Here is a 16333-nt window from a genome sequence, read left to right as displayed (position 1 = left end):
ACTGATTTAATTAAATATTCGAGTTTATATCGAACACTTTTTATCATGGAGTTCTCATGCTAGGTAAAGCAAGTCGTGCTGCACTTTTGACATTAGCAGTCGCCGCCCCTGCGCTGGTTCAAGCAAATAATTTTAACTATAACTCTTTTGAGGTTCGCTTGGGTGCTAACCCTGGTACTATGGGCACTGAGTTTACGACCTTTTTTACAGAAAACACCCATTTTATTGCTCGTGCAGACAGTCGATTTGAAGGCGACTGGGATATCGCGGGTGGTATTGGGTTTAATGGCCCTATCGGTCAGTTTGCAGACGTTTATGGTCAACTATTAGTCCACAACGTTAAAACAAAAGACGACGAAAAATTCGACAGCGAGTTTATGTCGGAATTCAATATTGGTTCACGAGTTTGGCTTCTTCAAAATATCGAAGGTGTTGGGCAAGTAGGTATGCTTAACCGTCGAGACGACACCGTGTTTATCTGGAGTGTTGGTGCACGATTCCATTCTACTGAGGCACTCTCTTTAGGTGCAGATCTAAAAGACGGTGGTATTTACGGACCTCAAGTTCAAATGTCAGTAGAGTTTGGCTTCTAATCAACATAATCTAAAGTTGAGTTTGCTGTAGACAAATACAGCGTTATAAGACAGCATTAAAAAAGGGTTTTCCTATTATGGAAAACCCTTTTTAGTATCAAGTAGAAATCTAAGGTTTCGGTTGTACGTATTTACGGCTTACGTCAACAATCGCAACATCCCTAAAGAAGCTTCGACCCAGTAGCACTGGATATTTTAGGTGCGTTCTATCCGCTAACGTAAACTCTGTTTTGCTAGTCATGTCGCCAATTTTGATGACTGAAACAATCACTGGACGCTTGTCGCTTTCTTCTGAGCTTGATTGTTTTACTTTAACCCAACGTTCAACAGGTAATGACACTTCTTTCGATTCCACACCGTCGTGCTTCATCTTAAACTTAACCCAGTCTTTACCATCACGCTCAAAAGGTACGATGTCTACCGCACTGAGTGAAGATGTTGTTGCACCTGTATCGATACGTGCCTTAGTCGATACTTTGATGTCTACCAGGCTTACATACTCCTGCTCACCAAGAATGAGTTTGCCATCTTCACTCTTTACTGGTGCAGGCTTAGCTACTGGTTGCTCAGGCTTTTTCTCAACGACAGGCTCTTCAGGCTTAGGTTCTGGCTTTGTCTCCGTCACCTTTTCTTCTGGTTTTGCCTCTGGCTCTACTGCCTCTGGAGCTGTTTCAGTATCAGGGGTCTCAGGAGTCACCTCCGTTGAAGGTTGCTCCGCGGCTGGAGGCGTCGCCGTTTCCGTTGGTGTTGTCGAACATGCGACCAAACCACCTGACAGCATCAGGGGCAAAATTACTTTCCAAGGTTTCATTCATTCACCTTTATTATTGTTAGCTCGTTGCGTGTGTATCTTTATTTTTGACTTACTGCTGCTAATGCCTCAGCAACATATGGCAATTGAGACTCAGACAGACCCGCAATATTAATACGACCATCGTCAACACCATAAATACCAAAATCGTTGCGTAAGCGTTGCATTTGTTCTGCTGTAAATCCTAGCACAGTAAACATGCCTTTGTGAGACATGATGAAGTCAAATTCATCCGTTGAATGTGAATTTTTCAATGCTTTGCAAAGACCATCACGAAGCGACACAAGTCTCTGTTGCATCTCAGAAAGTTCTGTCGTCCACATATTCGTCAGATACTCATCTGCTAAGATAGTTTTTACTAATGCAGCTCCGTGATCAGGCGGCATGGTATAGGTAGCTCGCGCAAGGGTAAGCAGTTTACCCTTGGCGTTATTAGCCTCTGCTGAGTTTTTACCGATTACGATTGCTGCACCAGTACGCTCTCGATAAAGGCCAAAGTTCTTGGAACAAGATGTGGTTAGCAACATTTCCTCGACGTTTTCAGCCATGTGGCGCAGACCTAATGCGTCTTGGTCGAGACCATCACCAAAACCTTGATAAGCCACATCTACAAACGGAACAAAACCATTTTTCACGCTAAGCTCTGTGATTGCTTTCCAGTCATCTATTGAAATGTCGGCACCCGTTGGGTTATGACAGCAGCCATGCAGTAAAACGACATCGCCCTGACCTGCTTGACTTAGATCCGTCAGCATTGCATCGCGGTCTACTTGTTTTGTCGCTGCATTAAAGTAGCGATAGAACTTAACGGTGAGACCCGCGGCCTCCATGACTGGCTTGTGGTTTACGTAACTTGGGTTTGACAACCAAACTGTGGTACCTGGCGCTGCCACGTTCATTAGGTCTCCCAACATACGAAGACCACCACTTGCACCTGGCGTTTGAATCACTGACATACGGTCGTAGATTGGCGTTTCACCGAAAACAACCTTGGCAATGCTTTGGTTGAACTCTTCGCATCCAGCAAGACCCACATAGGCCTTGGTTTGCTGTTCTGCTGTAACGATACGCTGAGCTTCAGCTATCGCCTTCATAATAGGAGTTTGGCCGTCGCTATTTCTATATACACCGATACCTAAATCAACTTTGTCGGTACGGTGATCATTTCGGTAAGCAACGGAAAGAGAAAGAATTGGATCGAGCGCTGGCTCGGGTAACTGAGAGAACATGAAAGTCACAACCCTTTGAAATTCAAGCAATGGGCTTCACGTTATCATTAGATTAAAAATATTGAAATAGTTTTGTTATAAGTGGGCGATATTCATTCTGTAAAGCGCACTGTAAACCAGACCATCTATATGAACCTTGAAACCTACTAAGTCAGCTCTTTAGTGAAAAGTAGGTTAAACACAACAAAAAAGGAGCCGAAGCTCCTTTATCATAAATCAGTAAAACGATGGATGACTTGATTGGCGCTACCACGCCATTCAAGCTCCGGATCGGCAAGATCTTTTTCAAACTTACCGTCCACCAGCACATCAACAAGATCAACGACTTGCTTTTGCTCTGGCGTGAGTTCACTTAAAAGATAACCCGACCAAAGCCAAATATCTTTACCTACACATTCAGCTTTAACTCGTTGAACGAGTTTAAGCACAGCAGCGACATTCGCCGGATGAAGTGGATCGCCTCCCGACAAAGACAGACCGCGCTTTTTGATACGAGTATCGTTGAGATCAGCAATAATTTGGTCTTCTAGCTCTTGAGTAAACGGATGCCCTGAATGCAAAGACCATGTTGCCTGGTTATAGCACCCTCGGCATTGGTGAACACAGCCAGAAACAAAGAGAGTACAACGCGTACCAGGTCCATTGACCACGTCGATTGGATGATACTGATGATAATTCATTGGTTGTGACTCTCTTCTATTACTGGTGTTATTTGTTCTTTACAGGTGTTTGACGCGGCGCTTAACTTCTTCTTGTTTACCGAAGTTAAATGGACGAGCATCAGGACTACCTAGATAACCACAAACACGACGAGTTACAGATACACGCGTAGAATCGTGGTTACCGCATTTAGGGCATGTAAAGCCTTTACTGGTACAGTCAAATTCACCCGTGTAGCCACACTCATAACACTCATCAATTGGTGTGTTGGTGCCATAGTAAGGAACACGACTGTAACTGTAGTCCCACACGTTCTCCAACGCTTCGATATTGCGTTGCATATTCGGGAACTCGCCATAGCAGATAAAGCCGCCTGATGACACTTCTGGGTATGGCATCTCAAAGTCGATCTTATCGTAAGGGTTTACTTTCTTCTGTACGTCCAGGTGGAAACTGTTAGTGTAGTAACCTTTATCGGTCACACCATCAATAACACCAAACTCTTTCGTATCGATTTGGCAGAAACGGCTACATAGGTTTTCACTCGGCGTACCGTAAAGGCTGAATGCATAGCCTGTCTCTTGTGCCCACTCGTTTACTACGCTCTTCATATGCTTGATGATATCCAACGCCATATCGCGCATTTGATTATCGTCATACATGTGAGTGTCGTTTCCAAACAGTGCAGTCATTGTCTCGTGGATACCGATGTAACCAAGAGAAATCGATGCGCGACCATTTTTAAAGATTGGAGCAATCGAGTCGTCAGCTTTAAGTCGGACGCCACATGCACCTTCCATATAAAGGATCGGAGCCACACGTGCTTTCACTTTCTCTAAACGACTAATGCGAGTCTCAAGCGCCTTACGTGCCAGGACTAGGCGATCATTCAATAGTTCATAGAATTTATCGACACTGCCGTTCGCTTTGATTGCAATACGAGGAAGGTTAAGACTCACCACACCAAGGTTGTTACGCCCTTCATGCTGCAGTTCACCATTCTCTTCGTAAGTGTTTAGGAAACTACGACAGCCCATCGGCGTCTTGAACGAGCCCGTTACCTCGACTACTTTGTCGTAGTTAAGAATATCTGGGTACATACGTTTTGATGCACACTCTAACGCCAGTTGCTTAACATCGTAGTTAGGATCTTCTGACTTGTGGTTCAATCCATCTTTAATGGCAAAGACAAGTTTCGGGAATACCGCCGTCTTTTTGTTCTTACCTAGACCCGCAATTCGGTTCTTGAGAATAGACGTTTGAATAAGCTTAGATTCCCAACTTGTGCCAAGGCCAAAACCAAAGGTAACAAACGGAGTTTGACCATTAGCAGTATGCAGGGTGTTCACTTCATACTCTAATGACTGGAACGCGTCGTAACACTCTTTTTCTGTACGAGCTGTTGCAAATGCTTCTGGCTGGTGGATGTCCCACTCTTGCGCAATTTGAAGATGCTTGTCGTAGCTTGCTTTAACATATGGTGCTAGTACTTCATCAATACGGTTGATTGTCGTACCGCCATAAATATGGCTTGCTACCTGAGCAATGATCTGCGCCGTTACCGCTGTCGCCGTCGAAATAGATTTTGGCGTATCAATCTCTGCGTTACCCATTTTAAAACCGTGAGTAAGCATGCCTTTAAGATCGATCAGCATACAGTTAAACATTGGGAAGAAAGGTGCGTAATCTAGATCGTGGTAGTGAATATCGCCTTCGTCGTGAGCTTGCACAACATCACGCGGCAAGATGCGCGTTTTTGCGTAGTGCTTAGCAACGATACCTGCAAGCAGGTCGCGCTGAGTTGGAATCACTTTACCGTCTTTATTAGCGTTCTCATTAAGAAGATCGGCATTGCTCTCTTCGATAAGACCTTCAATCTCTTTAGTCAGAGCGCTCTTCTTCTCACGCGCAACATCGCGGTCGTGACGGTATTCGATGTATGAACGAGCCAGCCCTTTATATGGACCTTGCATCAGCTCATTTTCTACATGCGTTTGGATTTCCTGAATATCCACATGTTCGCAATCCTGCAGCTTAAGTTCGACTGCTAACGCCACATTTTTAGCGTACAGTTCGAACTCTTTGTCTGCATGTTCCGCCGCACTTACCACAGCAGCTTCAATACGATCCTTTGTAAACGGAGCACGAGAGCCATCTCTCTTGATTACGATTGTTTTCACCCTTTCTCCTTACCCCTAACATACTCACAGAGTTATCCACAAATACACTATATAGGGTTGTTAGCATTTATTCTGACACAATATATTGTGGTGTATTTAACGAAAAGCACCAACCGAAAGTATTGATTTGGATCAATAAAAACTGGGTAGTGAACAAGAAGAATTCGATCTAAATGAAGTGGATCTCATATGGTGCAATTTCCCAAATCAATGCCAAATTTTCAGGAAAAACAGTTGCATTTTTGCCAAGGCTTGCGGCACATTGCTTGAAACGATTTTTATGAATGGCAAGGGAAATGATAAGAACAATCCGTTATGGTTACCTGACGTTTTCCCTACTAATAGGAATATCACTTTTTCCTACACTAGTAGGTGCGACCACGATAATGACATGGAATATAGAGTGGCTTACAACGACGCCATCGAAAAAGTTTCCAACAAGTTATCGTACTCAAGACGACTTTTCCGCACTGAAGACGCAATTCATGCAAACCAGTCCCGATATTCTCGCATTCCAAGAAGTGGACAGCATAGAGGCAATTTCTCGAGTTGTTGGACCCGATTATGACATCTACCTCTCACACCGATCATTACCCAACAATAAACAGCACCAGTTCTCAGAAATAAATCAATATACAGGCTTTGCCATTCGTCATGGCCTTACTGTAAAAGACGTTGCTGACTTCCCACTAAGCAAAGGTGGGCGACTTCGCTTTGCTTCTGCAATTGAGTTGACATTAGAAAACGGGTCTAGGATTAACCTCCTTTCTGTACACCTTAAAGCCGGATGCAGTGGCAAATACACATCTAACAACTCGTGTAAGACACTCAAACAACAAGGCAGAGTCCTTAACAGTTGGCTCAAACAGCTAGAATCTAATGATGAATCGTATGTATTACTTGGAGACTTTAACCACAATCTCGCTTATTCAGGCGATTGGCTCTGGGCAACTCTCACGAAAGACCTCAATGCTGTGCCAAGGCTGACAACGAAGTCCACTAAAGCCGAGTGTAAAGTGCGTTCTAATCGAAACCCGAACAAGACTCATCAGTTTCGGTCGCTAATCGACCATATAATCGTCAGTCCCGATTTACGCAGCAGTCCAGCCCTACAAAATGTCATGCCGACGAAGAGTGTTCTTGATTACCAAATGAGCGATCATTGCCCAATTTCACTAAGACTGTATAAATAAACAGTTATTAGTAAAAACGGTGAAGATGGCTAAGCTTAGAACACACGTATTATAAATTCGCTTGCTGAATACCCAATGAAATTTGCCGTCATTTCTCTGTTTATTGTTTCCCTCTGCGGCTGCGCTACTAAAGGCGCGATAGAAAATGAGCCCATGGTCAACAGTAGTGATTTACCACCCTATTCCGTTGGCGAGTCTATTAATCAGAGAGATGAAGGTGATATCTCTCTGACTCTCGCCTTTTCCGGCGGCGGCGTTAGGGCTGCAGCGCTCTCATACGGAACGCTGTTGGCGCTTCGGGATACCAAGATCATGACCTCAAAGGGCGAAGTTAGACTTTTAGATGAAGTCGACTATATCGCGTCTGTGTCGGGAGGTAGTTTCACATCGGCCTATTATGGTCTGTACGGGGACCGGATCTTCGAAGACTACGAGTCAGAGTTTCTCTATCGAAAAGTTGGCGACGACCTCATTCATCTATTGTTTAGCCCGACCCTTTGGTTTTCAGAAAATGGACGCTCTGAAAAAGCGATAGAGTATTATCAAGAAGAACTGTTTCACAACGCAACGTTTGCTGACCTGCAGCGTTCAGATGGACCAATGATCGTCATTAACGCGACGGATCTGGGTGGTGGTGTGCGCTTCTCCTTCCTTCAAGAATATTTTGATTTGATATGCTCAGATCTTCATTCGTATCCAGTCGCAAACGCAGTGACTGCATCGGCAGCAGTACCCATTGTTTTTAATCCCGTCGTCCTTAAAAACCATCACGCCTGTTTGAGAGATACTCGATTCGTGTTGGATAGAGAAAGCGATAATGCGCAAATTCAAAATACGTTGGAGGGACTGCGCAGCTACAGTGACAAAGATGCTCGCCCTTTTATCCATCTAGTAGATGGTGGAATATCGGACAATCTAGGATTACTGGCGATATATGAGGTTGTTGAAAGTGCTGGTGGTGACCAAGAGTTTTTCGAGACAATAAAAGCCAGACCACTATCCGACTTTGTCATCATTGTTGTCGATGCCTCGACGACACCCAAATACGGTTTTGAGCTCTCAGACGACGAACCCAGCTTTGCTGATACGTTTAATGCGATGAGTGATGTACAACTTCACCGATACAATGACGCAACCAAAGATCTCATCAGAAAGAAGATGCCAGAATGGTCTGCCGCTGTCGCCAATGAAAACATAACACCCAAGCCTCATTTCATCGATATCACGTTGAACTCGCCTCACTACAAAGACAAGAAATACCAACTTAATGCGATACCTACGGATATGTCTCTCGATGATGAGTCAGTCACCTTACTCATCGATGAAGGGCGACAACAGCTCCTGAACAATCCTACCTTTAAAGCCTTGGTAGAATCGCTTAAATAGGACTATTCCTTTAGACCAAGCTTTAGCAACAGTCTTCGTGGCGGGCAAAAACCGGTGAAACCGCTTTGAATCAAATTAAGACCGATAAATACCGTAAACCAGACAAAATGATGGCTCACGTATACAGTCAGTATTAGCGAGATCAAAACCATGGATCCTGCGAGAATTCGAATGCCGTTTTCAACTTTCATAAACAACCTCTTAATAAGATATAGCTAATATAGTTATGCAAATAAAAGCTCCGTTTCTAACACGGAGCTCTCCGCTGCGACGGCGTTGCTACACAGCCGCTTTCACTATGCCGCGATTTAATGCGACGTAATACAGAATCGGAATCACCAGTAAGGTTAACAATGTCGATACGAAGATGCCGAATATCAAACTTATCGCTAACCCATTGAAGATTGGGTCATCTAAGATAAAGACCGCGCCAATCATCGCAGCCAGTGCGGTGAGCATGATAGGTTTAGCACGGACGATAGCCGACTCAATCACCGCTTCACCAAGCTCCATTCCATCTCTTAACTGATGGTTAATAAAATCCACCAACAGTATTGAGTTTCGAACAATAATGCCCGCAAGCGCTATCATGCCGATCATCGACGTAGCGGTAAACTGAGCCCCCAGTAACGCATGACCCGGCATCACGCCGATAATAGTCAAAGGAATCGGCGCCATAATAATCAGCGGCACTAAGTACGATTTAAACTGTGCGACTACCAGCAAGTAAATCAGCACCATACCAACTGCATAGGCAATACCCATGTCTCGGAAAGTCTCGTAGGTAATCGTCCACTCGCCATCCCAAAAGATCTCTACGCCTTTGAGTCCTGAGGGCTGATTGACAAAGTACTGCTCTACATCCATACCTTTATCCGAGAGGCTTGCTGATATATCGGCCATACCATAGAGAGGGCTATCGAGTTCACCGGTCATGTCACCTACAACCATGATCATTGGAACCAGGTTTTTATGAACAATATAATTATCCATCGCTTGCTCACGTACCTTAATTAAATCGGCAAGGATATACTGCGTACCCGATGCAGAATTGATCTTCATATTCATCACCTGCTCCAAACGCACTTTGGCACTCTCTTTGGCCTGGATTTGAATTGGAATCGGATATTTGCTCTGCTCGCTGTGCAAGTAACTCACAGGCTTTCCGCCTACTGCAGTCGCAAGTGAATCGACAATTGATGAATAGGCGACACCCAAGCGAGAGGCTTTACTACGATCAATGACTACCTGCCATTTTTGATGCGCTTCTGGTAAATAGAGATCAACATCAACAATGTCATCCGTTTCGCGAAATATCTCTCTAAGTTGCAGTGCGGCTTGTTCGCGGACTTCTTGTGTCGGGCCGTACACTTCTGCCAAAATTGGTGACCACACGGGTGGACCCGGAGGCACTTCAACCACTTTCACTTTGCCACCAAATTTCTGTGCAATCTCTACAAGCTTTGGTCTTACTTCGACAGCAATCTCATGGCTTGAACGAGCGCGCTCTGACTTATCCACTAAGTTAACTTGAATGTCCCCTTTCTCTGGTGCTTGGCGCATGAAGTAGTGGCGCACTAATCCGTTGAAGTTAATAGGTGCCGCAGTGCCTGCGTAAATCTGATAATCACTAACTTCTTCAACGTCATTAAGTGCATCGCTGAGCTCGAACAACACACGTTGCGTGCGCTCTAACGAATTGCCCTCTGGCATATCCAAAATCACTTGGAACTCAGACTTATTATCAAACGGCAACATCTTCATGACGACGAGCTGTTGTACAGGTAGCCACATTGATACGACAATCGCCACCAACACACTAACACCGAGTAATAAACGGTTGCGTTTTTGCACTCGACTAACGACAAACGGTGACATTACCTTTCTAAAGAAAGCCGATTGTTTGCTACTGACCTCTTCTTTATGGTCAGTGCTCTCTTTCAGCAGGATTCGAGCTAACCATGGCGTTAATACAAACGCGATAATCAACGAGATCAACATCCCCATTGACGCATTGATCGGAATTGGGCTCATATAAGGGCCCATCAAGCCAGATACAAACGCCATTGGTAACAAAGCAGCGATAACAGTTAAAGTCGCTAGGATAGTGGGTCCACCAACTTCATCGACTGCACCGGGAATAAGCTCCGCCAATTTTTGCTTGCCTTTCACCATATGTCGGTGAATATTTTCCACCACAACAATGGCATCATCGACCAAAATCCCGATCGAGAAAATAAGCGCGAACAACGACACACGGTTAAGGGTAAATCCCCAAGCCCATGATGCGAATAGAGTCAGCAACAAAGTGATAATGACTGCGACACCAACCACAACCGCTTCGCGTACGCCCATAGTCACAAGAACCAACAGAACGACCGCTCCCGTTGCAAAAGCAAGCTTACCAATCAATGTATTGGCTTTATCCGCAGCAGTCTGGCCATAGTCGCGAGTCACATCTACCTGAATGTTATCTGGAATTAGAGTGCTTTCGAGCTCACCTAAACGTTCATCAACCGCTTTAGCCACATCCACCGCGTTCTCACCGCTTTTCTTAGCTATCGCGATTGTCACTGCTGGTTTAATGTCACTCTTGTCACTCGTCCAAACAACTTGCGTTGGCGTATCTATTCCTAAATTGATATCTGCAATATCCGACAAGTAGACAGGCTGACCATCATGTAAACCGACCACTAGCTGCTTAACCTCATCAACGTTGGTAAGAAACTCACCTATTTGCAGAGGTATGGATTGGTTGTCTTGTGTCAAAGCAAGCATAGGTGATGCTGAGTTAGCATCCGGCAACATTTGATTAAGCGAATCTATAGTGACACCGTAACCTGACATTTTTACAGGGTCGAGTCTAACATCAACAATTGTTGGCTGACGGCCAACCGTGTAGATATCTCGCGTACCTGGAATGCGTTTTAACTCTGTTTCCAACCCATGAGCCACACTGGTGATCTCTTCTAGCGATGCTGAGTCTGACTTAGGTGACAAGGTCACGTTTACAATCGGAACATCTTCGATACCACGAGGTTTGATAATAGGCTGCCCAACCCCCATGTTTGCCGGCATCCAGTCGTTGTTGGAATAGAGCTTGTTGTATATCTTAACCACGGCTTCATTTCTTGGGATCCCGACTTCGAATATCGCAACAATCATTGCTCCACCTGGTTGGGAGAACGAGTATATTTTGTCAATGCCGTTGATCTCGGACACGATTTGCTCAGCCGGATTGGTAACTAGACTCTCTACTTCTCTAGGTGGCGCGCCCGGAAATGGAATGTAGACATCGGCGAAGGTCACATCGATTTGCGGTTCTTCTTCTTTAGGCGTCACGGCAATCGCCATCAATCCAAGCAGCAGTGCAATCAAAGCTAATAGAGGGGTCATTGCCGATGACTGGAATGCGGCTGCAATACGGCCAGAAATTCCCATCTTCTCGTCGTTTATGTTATGACTCATACCGCCCCCTACTTCTCGGCCAAATAGCTGACGACATCGGTAACAATTTCATCGCCCACTTCAAGGCCACTAAGTACTTCAAGTTGACCGTCATGGGATTGACCCACTCGTACTGGATTCATCGCCACTTTTTCATCGTCCACACGATAGACAACACTCAGTTCTCCGCGGCGAATAACAGCGGACTCTGGAATTTCAATCGATGGTTTTTCATCATAGGCAAAGGCGACTTTCACCCACTCACCTGGTAGTAAGTTTTGTGGCTGCTCAAGAAGCTCTAGACGAAGGCGGAAGGCACGAGATTTTTCATGAGCGTAGTTAAACAGCTTAGCCTCGTATGGCTCAAGGGTCGCGCCATTGAGAGTGGTTATAGAAAACTGATTGGCATCTGCGACTTTTTCACGGTAGCGCTGAGGAATTTCTGTTACTACACGAAGTGGCGACAGTGAAAAACCTGTCATCAATTGACTGCCTGGAGCGACCGTTTCGCCCAGTTCGACATGACGCTGAGTAACAACTCCCGTATAAGGAGCACGAATGCTGGTGTAGCCCAACGACTCTTTCGCCTGTGCGACAGCGGCCGTTGCTCGTTTAACCTCTGCAGCAGAGGAGCGCGCTTCGGCTTCAGCTGCATCTAAACGTTCTCTAGAAATTGCACCTTTAGGAAAGAGTTCGCGATAACGCTTTATCTGCGCTAACGCCTTAATATTTTGAGCATTGGCGCTATTTAATTGGGCAAGTGCTGCATCTAATGATGCTGACTGTTGCTCTGCACTGATTTCTAGGAGTACATCACCTTGGCTAACGATGTCATTCACATCAGCATTCACAGCAACGATGCGACCGGAGGTTTGTGCAGATAGCGTTCCGCGATTAACGGCTTCTACGGTGCCATCTAATTCCACAATAGAATCAACGCGTTTGATAGCAATAATTGTGGTGTCGAAAGCGTAGGCTGTTGGTGTTCCCAGAACAGCGACTACTACTGCCCACTTAGCTAGAGTAGATTTCATTTTGACCTCACGAGTTATAATTAGATATTGCTAATATAACCACATAAATTAGCTTTGTCTAATGTTAAATTTAGAATTTGCTAATTTACAAAATTAGTATCACTATCCCTCTAAAAATTAGATAAAAAAAGGCCCGATCGTACGATCGGGCCCACAAAAACTATCTTTAATTGGTTGATATTATGACTGGTTTGCCAACTCTGATGTTGCGCGCTTTTCCACGACTATGTCGGTAAGCACCATGCCAACTAACATAGCAGCCACAAAACCCAAAATCCCAAAACTGCCATTGGCCATAGATGAAATCGCCGGCCCAGGGCAGATACCTGCAATACCCCAGCCGATGCCAAACAACGCGGCGCCACTCAACAGCTTTTTGTCTATCTTGTTATTGTCACTTAAACAAAACTGATCGGTACAAACTGGCTCTTGCTTCTTACGGATCACCAACCAATAGCTCGGAGCAAAGACAAGTAGCGCACCGCCCATTACAAACGCCAAATCTGGAGACCACGCTCCAAAGATATCTAGAAACGCCATGACGTTGGCTGGATCGCCCATGCCTGAAATGATCATGCCAGCACCGAACAAAAATCCACTTAGTATAGAAATAACACGTTGCATCTTTGTCTCCTAAAGTACATGAAGCATAACGAAGGTCGTTACCATGGCAACGCCCATAAAAGTCATTGTGGCAGCAATCGAACGCTTAGATAGACGCCCCATTCCGCAGATGCCATGACCACTCGTGCAGCCATTACCCAGCTTGGTACCAATGCCAACTAGTAGTCCACTGACTATTACGAGTGGAGTAGACACCACCATTTCAGCGGGTGCGATACCTAGCCATTTTGCAGACAGAACGCCGCCCAAAACCATGCCAAGTACAAACAACACGCGCCAACTGGTATCGCCAGTTTTAGCTTTGTAAATGCGACCCACAATACCACTAATACCGGCTATTTTACCGTTAAACAGTAACAGTAAAGTAGCTGATACACCGAGTAGCATTCCGCCCAAGAGCGAACCCCAAGGAAATGTAAATTCCATAACTACCTCATTGAATTTAAAACTTAAAATGATTTAAGTTGCAGAATTCATGAGAAAACTCTGCAAGTTAAACCAACTTAAACGGTGGGGTTTAATGACAGTAGAGCGAATGCAATTGTTGGATCAGCCCAATTACACGTTCATCCTTCAGTGAGTAGTAAACGTGTTGGGACTCTTTTCTAACCGAAACTAACTCCGCCTTTTTCAAGACAGTTAGGTGTTGAGAAAAAGCGGATTGGCTGAGATCTGAGTTTTCCTGTAGTTGTCCAGCACCCATCTCTCCTTCTACTAACTGGCACAACACAAACAAACGATCCGGGTGAGCCAGTGTTTTTAGTACGTCAGCGACATCCACGACTTTCGCTTTCATTTGCGGTAAGTTCACCTTGCTACCTCAATGTGTTGAATAATTGGATGCATTATCTAAGCACTCATTAATTTAGTCAATACTTAATTAGGTTTTTAATATTTAGCCAAAATTATATTAGACATTTCTAATTTTAGCGATTATAGTGTTGCTCATCCGTTAGTGAACTGAATTAATTTTTTGGGCAAAGTACCAAAGAAAACAAAGAGGTAAGGTATGACTAAGATTGTAATTGTAGGTGGGGTTGCTGGTGGCGCTTCCGCTGCTGCGCGTGCTCGTCGTCTGAGTGAAGACGCTGAAATCATCATGTTTGAACGTGGACCATTCGTGTCATTTGCAAACTGTGGACTGCCTTACCACATTGGAGGAGACATAAAAGATCGCTCCAAACTGCTACTTCAAACACCAGAGAGTTTCTTGGCACGCTTTAACGTCGATGTTCGAGTAATGAACGAAGTAAAATCGATCAACCGAGCTGACAAAACGGTGACGATCAAAAGTCTTCTAGACGGAAGTGAATATCAGGAATCTTACGACTTCCTTCTTTTAAGTCCGGGTGCGGCACCGTTCGTTCCTGCGATTCCGGGAATTGATAATCCCCTGACCCATTCGCTGCGCAACATTCCTGATATGGACCGCATCATTCAAACCATTCAGATGAATAAGCCAGAACATGCAACGGTAATTGGTGGTGGATTCATTGGCCTAGAAATGATGGAAGCCTTCCACCAGCTGGGTATCAAAACAACGCTTATCGAAATGGCTGATCAGGTAATGACGCCTGTCGATAAAGAAATGGCTGGATTTGCACACGCGGAAATCAAGCAACGCGGCATAGATCTACGTTTAGGTGCAGCGCTTGAATCTGTTGAGTACATCCCTTCAACTCAAGTTGCTGATACCAGTGCCGGTGAATCAAGTGAACATCAGCATCTGCAAGGTAAGTTGGCTCTATCATTGAATAATGGCGATACACTCGAAACCGACTTACTGATTATGTCAATCGGTGTACGCCCAGAAACTAAGCTAGCACAAGAAGCAGGTCTACAACTTGGCGAACTTGGCGGCATTTATACCAACGACAGTATGCAGACGAGTGATCCTTCGATCTACGCGGTTGGTGATGCCATTGAAGATAAAGACTTTGTCACAGGCAAAGCGGGATTTGTTCCACTCGCTGGACCGGCAAACCGCCAAGGTCGTATGGCTGCAGACAACATGCTGGGACGTAGTGAAACGTACCAAGGTACACAAGGCACTGCCATTGTGAAGATCTTTGATTTGGCCGTAGCGTCAGTTGGCAAAAATGAAAAAGTCCTTAAACGTGAAGGCATCAACTACGAAAAAGTATACGTTCATACTGCAAGTCACGCTGGATATTACCCAGGGGCAGAGATAGTGTCACTGAAACTACTCTTTAGCCCTGAAACCGGCAAGATCCTTGGAGCACAGGCGGCTGGTAAAGACGGAGTCGACAAGCGTATTGATGTGCTTGCGGTGGCACAGCGTGCAGGCATGACGGTTGAACAGCTCCAACACTTAGAGCTTACTTATGCGCCTCCATACGGTAGCGCTAAGGATGTGATCAACCAAGCCGCGTTTGTAGCAAACAACATACTGAAAGGCGATGCAACCCCTATCCACTTCGATGAAATAGACAACTTAAACGACGATCAAGTGCTGCTCGATGTACGTAATCCAGGTGAGTTAGAGAGCGTTGGCTTTATCGAAGGGGCGATTAATATCCCTGTCGATCAGCTACGCGGCCGAATGGACGAACTACCAAAAGACAAAGAGATTGTAATCTACTGCCAAGTTGGGTTACGTGGTAACGTGGCTTATCGTCAATTAGTCAACAATGGCTTTAGGGCTCGTAACTTGATTGGTGGTTATCGCACCTATAAGTTTGCTAAGGCATAGCAATCGAAAGATAACTTTCAATAAATCAAAAAGGAGCACCTAGGTGCTCCTTTTTACTAACCAAATAGACGCTTCCAAATACTTGGGTTGCGCTTGTCGTGATATTCGAGGCGAAGACTATCCACTTCACGAAGGGACTGTTTTGCGGATTCAAGATCGCCTCTTTCCAATTCAGAATCTACTTCTTCAATCGCTTGCGACAATTTTTTAAACCCTTCCTGGTACAAGTCCGCTTTCTCTGGTGGATAGTCCCCTTGTTTAGAGTCTGCAATCAACTTATCCAGTGTATCAACGGGCACACGCATCTCTTCTACAGATTGAGCTTCTGCTGCTTGTTTAAACGCGAGCTTCATCGCTTGCATGTTTTTCTTGAGATCAAATGGCTCACTCGCAAAAGCTGACGTAGACACGAGCGCAGTTAAAGCGACTAGGCTAATTAGGTTTGTTTTTATCATTGTTGGTC

At 45.0% G+C, this 16333-nt stretch carries 15 protein-coding genes; 4 read left to right on the top strand and 11 right to left on the bottom strand.

The window, feature by feature from the left end; translation table 11 throughout:
* Window positions 1-56 precede the first annotated feature (56 nt).
* The gene (locus J4N45_RS22830) at window positions 57-593 is read left to right on the top strand and encodes a hypothetical protein (protein WP_234496775.1); all 537 of its coding nucleotides are present in this window, start codon (window positions 57-59) and stop codon (window positions 591-593) included.
* A 109-nt stretch (window positions 594-702) separates the two neighbouring features.
* Here the strand turns inward: J4N45_RS22830 and J4N45_RS22825 are convergent, their stop codons facing one another.
* The 4 genes from J4N45_RS22825 to nrdD all read right to left on the bottom strand — a co-directional run bounded on the left by J4N45_RS22825 (window position 703) and on the right by nrdD (window position 5473).
* Entirely contained in the window at window positions 703-1404 is a 702-nt protein-coding gene (locus J4N45_RS22825) for an ATP-dependent zinc protease family protein (RefSeq protein ID WP_252017191.1), read from the bottom strand.
* Window positions 1405-1445: 41 nt separating this feature from the next.
* A complete protein-coding gene (locus J4N45_RS22820) occupies window positions 1446-2633 on the bottom strand; it encodes an amino acid aminotransferase (RefSeq protein ID WP_252017190.1) in 1188 nt (395 codons plus the stop codon).
* Between the two features lie 209 nt (window positions 2634-2842).
* Window positions 2843-3313 carry an anaerobic ribonucleoside-triphosphate reductase-activating protein gene (nrdG, locus tag J4N45_RS22815; protein ID WP_128648722.1) on the bottom strand — a complete coding sequence of 157 codons (471 nt, stop codon included), beginning with the start codon at window positions 3311-3313 and terminating at the stop codon, window positions 2843-2845.
* Between the two features lie 39 nt (window positions 3314-3352).
* A complete protein-coding gene (nrdD, locus tag J4N45_RS22810; protein ID WP_252017189.1) occupies window positions 3353-5473 on the bottom strand; it encodes an anaerobic ribonucleoside-triphosphate reductase in 2121 nt (706 codons plus the stop codon).
* A gap of 308 nt (window positions 5474-5781) precedes the next feature.
* Here nrdD and J4N45_RS22805 point away from each other — a divergent pair, with 308 nt between their 5' ends.
* Together J4N45_RS22805 and J4N45_RS22800 are read left to right on the top strand one after the other, a co-directional pair.
* Window positions 5782-6666, top strand: coding sequence for an endonuclease/exonuclease/phosphatase family protein (locus tag J4N45_RS22805; protein WP_503058237.1), 885 nt, complete (start codon window positions 5782-5784; stop codon window positions 6664-6666).
* Between the two features lie 75 nt (window positions 6667-6741).
* Entirely contained in the window at window positions 6742-8052 is a 1311-nt protein-coding gene (locus tag J4N45_RS22800; RefSeq protein WP_252017187.1) for a patatin-like phospholipase family protein, read from the top strand.
* Between the two features lie 2 nt (window positions 8053-8054).
* Here J4N45_RS22800 and J4N45_RS22795 read toward each other — a convergent pair whose 3' ends face one another.
* The 6 genes from J4N45_RS22795 to J4N45_RS22770 form a co-directional block, all read right to left on the bottom strand.
* Complete coding sequence (locus J4N45_RS22795) at window positions 8055-8243, bottom strand: YgaP family membrane protein (RefSeq protein WP_252017186.1); 189 nt, start codon at window positions 8241-8243, stop codon at window positions 8055-8057.
* Between the two features lie 88 nt (window positions 8244-8331).
* A complete protein-coding gene (locus J4N45_RS22790) occupies window positions 8332-11520 on the bottom strand; it encodes an efflux RND transporter permease subunit (protein ID WP_252017185.1) in 3189 nt (1062 codons plus the stop codon).
* 8 nt (window positions 11521-11528) lie between these two features.
* The gene (locus J4N45_RS22785; RefSeq protein WP_252017184.1) at window positions 11529-12533 is read right to left on the bottom strand and encodes an efflux RND transporter periplasmic adaptor subunit; all 1005 of its coding nucleotides are present in this window, start codon (window positions 12531-12533) and stop codon (window positions 11529-11531) included.
* 180 nt (window positions 12534-12713) lie between these two features.
* The gene (locus J4N45_RS22780; protein ID WP_252017183.1) at window positions 12714-13157 is read right to left on the bottom strand and encodes a YeeE/YedE family protein; all 444 of its coding nucleotides are present in this window, start codon (window positions 13155-13157) and stop codon (window positions 12714-12716) included.
* Between the two features lie 9 nt (window positions 13158-13166).
* Complete coding sequence (locus J4N45_RS22775; protein ID WP_234496785.1) at window positions 13167-13583, bottom strand: YeeE/YedE family protein; 417 nt, start codon at window positions 13581-13583, stop codon at window positions 13167-13169.
* Between the two features lie 91 nt (window positions 13584-13674).
* The gene (locus J4N45_RS22770; RefSeq protein ID WP_252017229.1) at window positions 13675-13953 is read right to left on the bottom strand and encodes an ArsR/SmtB family transcription factor; all 279 of its coding nucleotides are present in this window, start codon (window positions 13951-13953) and stop codon (window positions 13675-13677) included.
* Window positions 13954-14166: 213 nt separating this feature from the next.
* Between J4N45_RS22770 and J4N45_RS22765 the strand changes: the two genes are divergently transcribed.
* On the top strand, window positions 14167-15870 hold the full coding sequence (locus J4N45_RS22765) for an FAD-dependent oxidoreductase (protein ID WP_252017182.1): 1704 nt from the start codon (window positions 14167-14169) through the stop codon (window positions 15868-15870).
* 56 nt (window positions 15871-15926) lie between these two features.
* Here the strand turns inward: J4N45_RS22765 and J4N45_RS22760 are convergent, their stop codons facing one another.
* Window positions 15927-16325, bottom strand: a complete 399-nt coding sequence (locus J4N45_RS22760) for a cytochrome b562 (RefSeq protein WP_234496787.1) — start codon at window positions 16323-16325, stop codon at window positions 15927-15929.
* Window positions 16326-16333 lie beyond the last annotated feature (8 nt).

Source organism: Vibrio sp. SCSIO 43140 (assembly GCF_023716585.1).
GTDB lineage: Bacteria > Pseudomonadota > Gammaproteobacteria > Enterobacterales > Vibrionaceae > Vibrio > Vibrio maritimus_B.
This window is presented reverse-complemented; position numbering and strand designations above follow the sequence as displayed.

Coding starts and splice junctions, on each gene's coding strand:
- J4N45_RS22790 (WP_252017185.1), bottom strand. CDS start 11,520: ATGAGTCATAACATAAACGACGAGAAGATGGGAATTTCTGGCCGTATT.
- J4N45_RS22820 (WP_252017190.1), bottom strand. CDS start 2,633: ATGTTCTCTCAGTTACCCGAGCCAGCGCTCGATCCAATTCTTTCTCTT.
- J4N45_RS22770 (WP_252017229.1), bottom strand. CDS start 13,953: ATGAAAGCGAAAGTCGTGGATGTCGCTGACGTACTAAAAACACTGGCT.
- J4N45_RS22780 (WP_252017183.1), bottom strand. CDS start 13,157: ATGCAACGTGTTATTTCTATACTAAGTGGATTTTTGTTCGGTGCTGGC.
- J4N45_RS22760 (WP_234496787.1), bottom strand. CDS start 16,325: ATGATAAAAACAAACCTAATTAGCCTAGTCGCTTTAACTGCGCTCGTG.
- J4N45_RS22785 (WP_252017184.1), bottom strand. CDS start 12,533: ATGAAATCTACTCTAGCTAAGTGGGCAGTAGTAGTCGCTGTTCTGGGA.
- nrdG (WP_128648722.1), bottom strand. CDS start 3,313: ATGAATTATCATCAGTATCATCCAATCGACGTGGTCAATGGACCTGGT.
- J4N45_RS22800 (WP_252017187.1), top strand. CDS start 6,742: ATGAAATTTGCCGTCATTTCTCTGTTTATTGTTTCCCTCTGCGGCTGC.
- J4N45_RS22830 (WP_234496775.1), top strand. CDS start 57: ATGCTAGGTAAAGCAAGTCGTGCTGCACTTTTGACATTAGCAGTCGCC.
- J4N45_RS22775 (WP_234496785.1), bottom strand. CDS start 13,583: ATGGAATTTACATTTCCTTGGGGTTCGCTCTTGGGCGGAATGCTACTC.
- J4N45_RS22825 (WP_252017191.1), bottom strand. CDS start 1,404: ATGAAACCTTGGAAAGTAATTTTGCCCCTGATGCTGTCAGGTGGTTTG.
- J4N45_RS22795 (WP_252017186.1), bottom strand. CDS start 8,243: ATGAAAGTTGAAAACGGCATTCGAATTCTCGCAGGATCCATGGTTTTG.
- J4N45_RS22765 (WP_252017182.1), top strand. CDS start 14,167: ATGACTAAGATTGTAATTGTAGGTGGGGTTGCTGGTGGCGCTTCCGCT.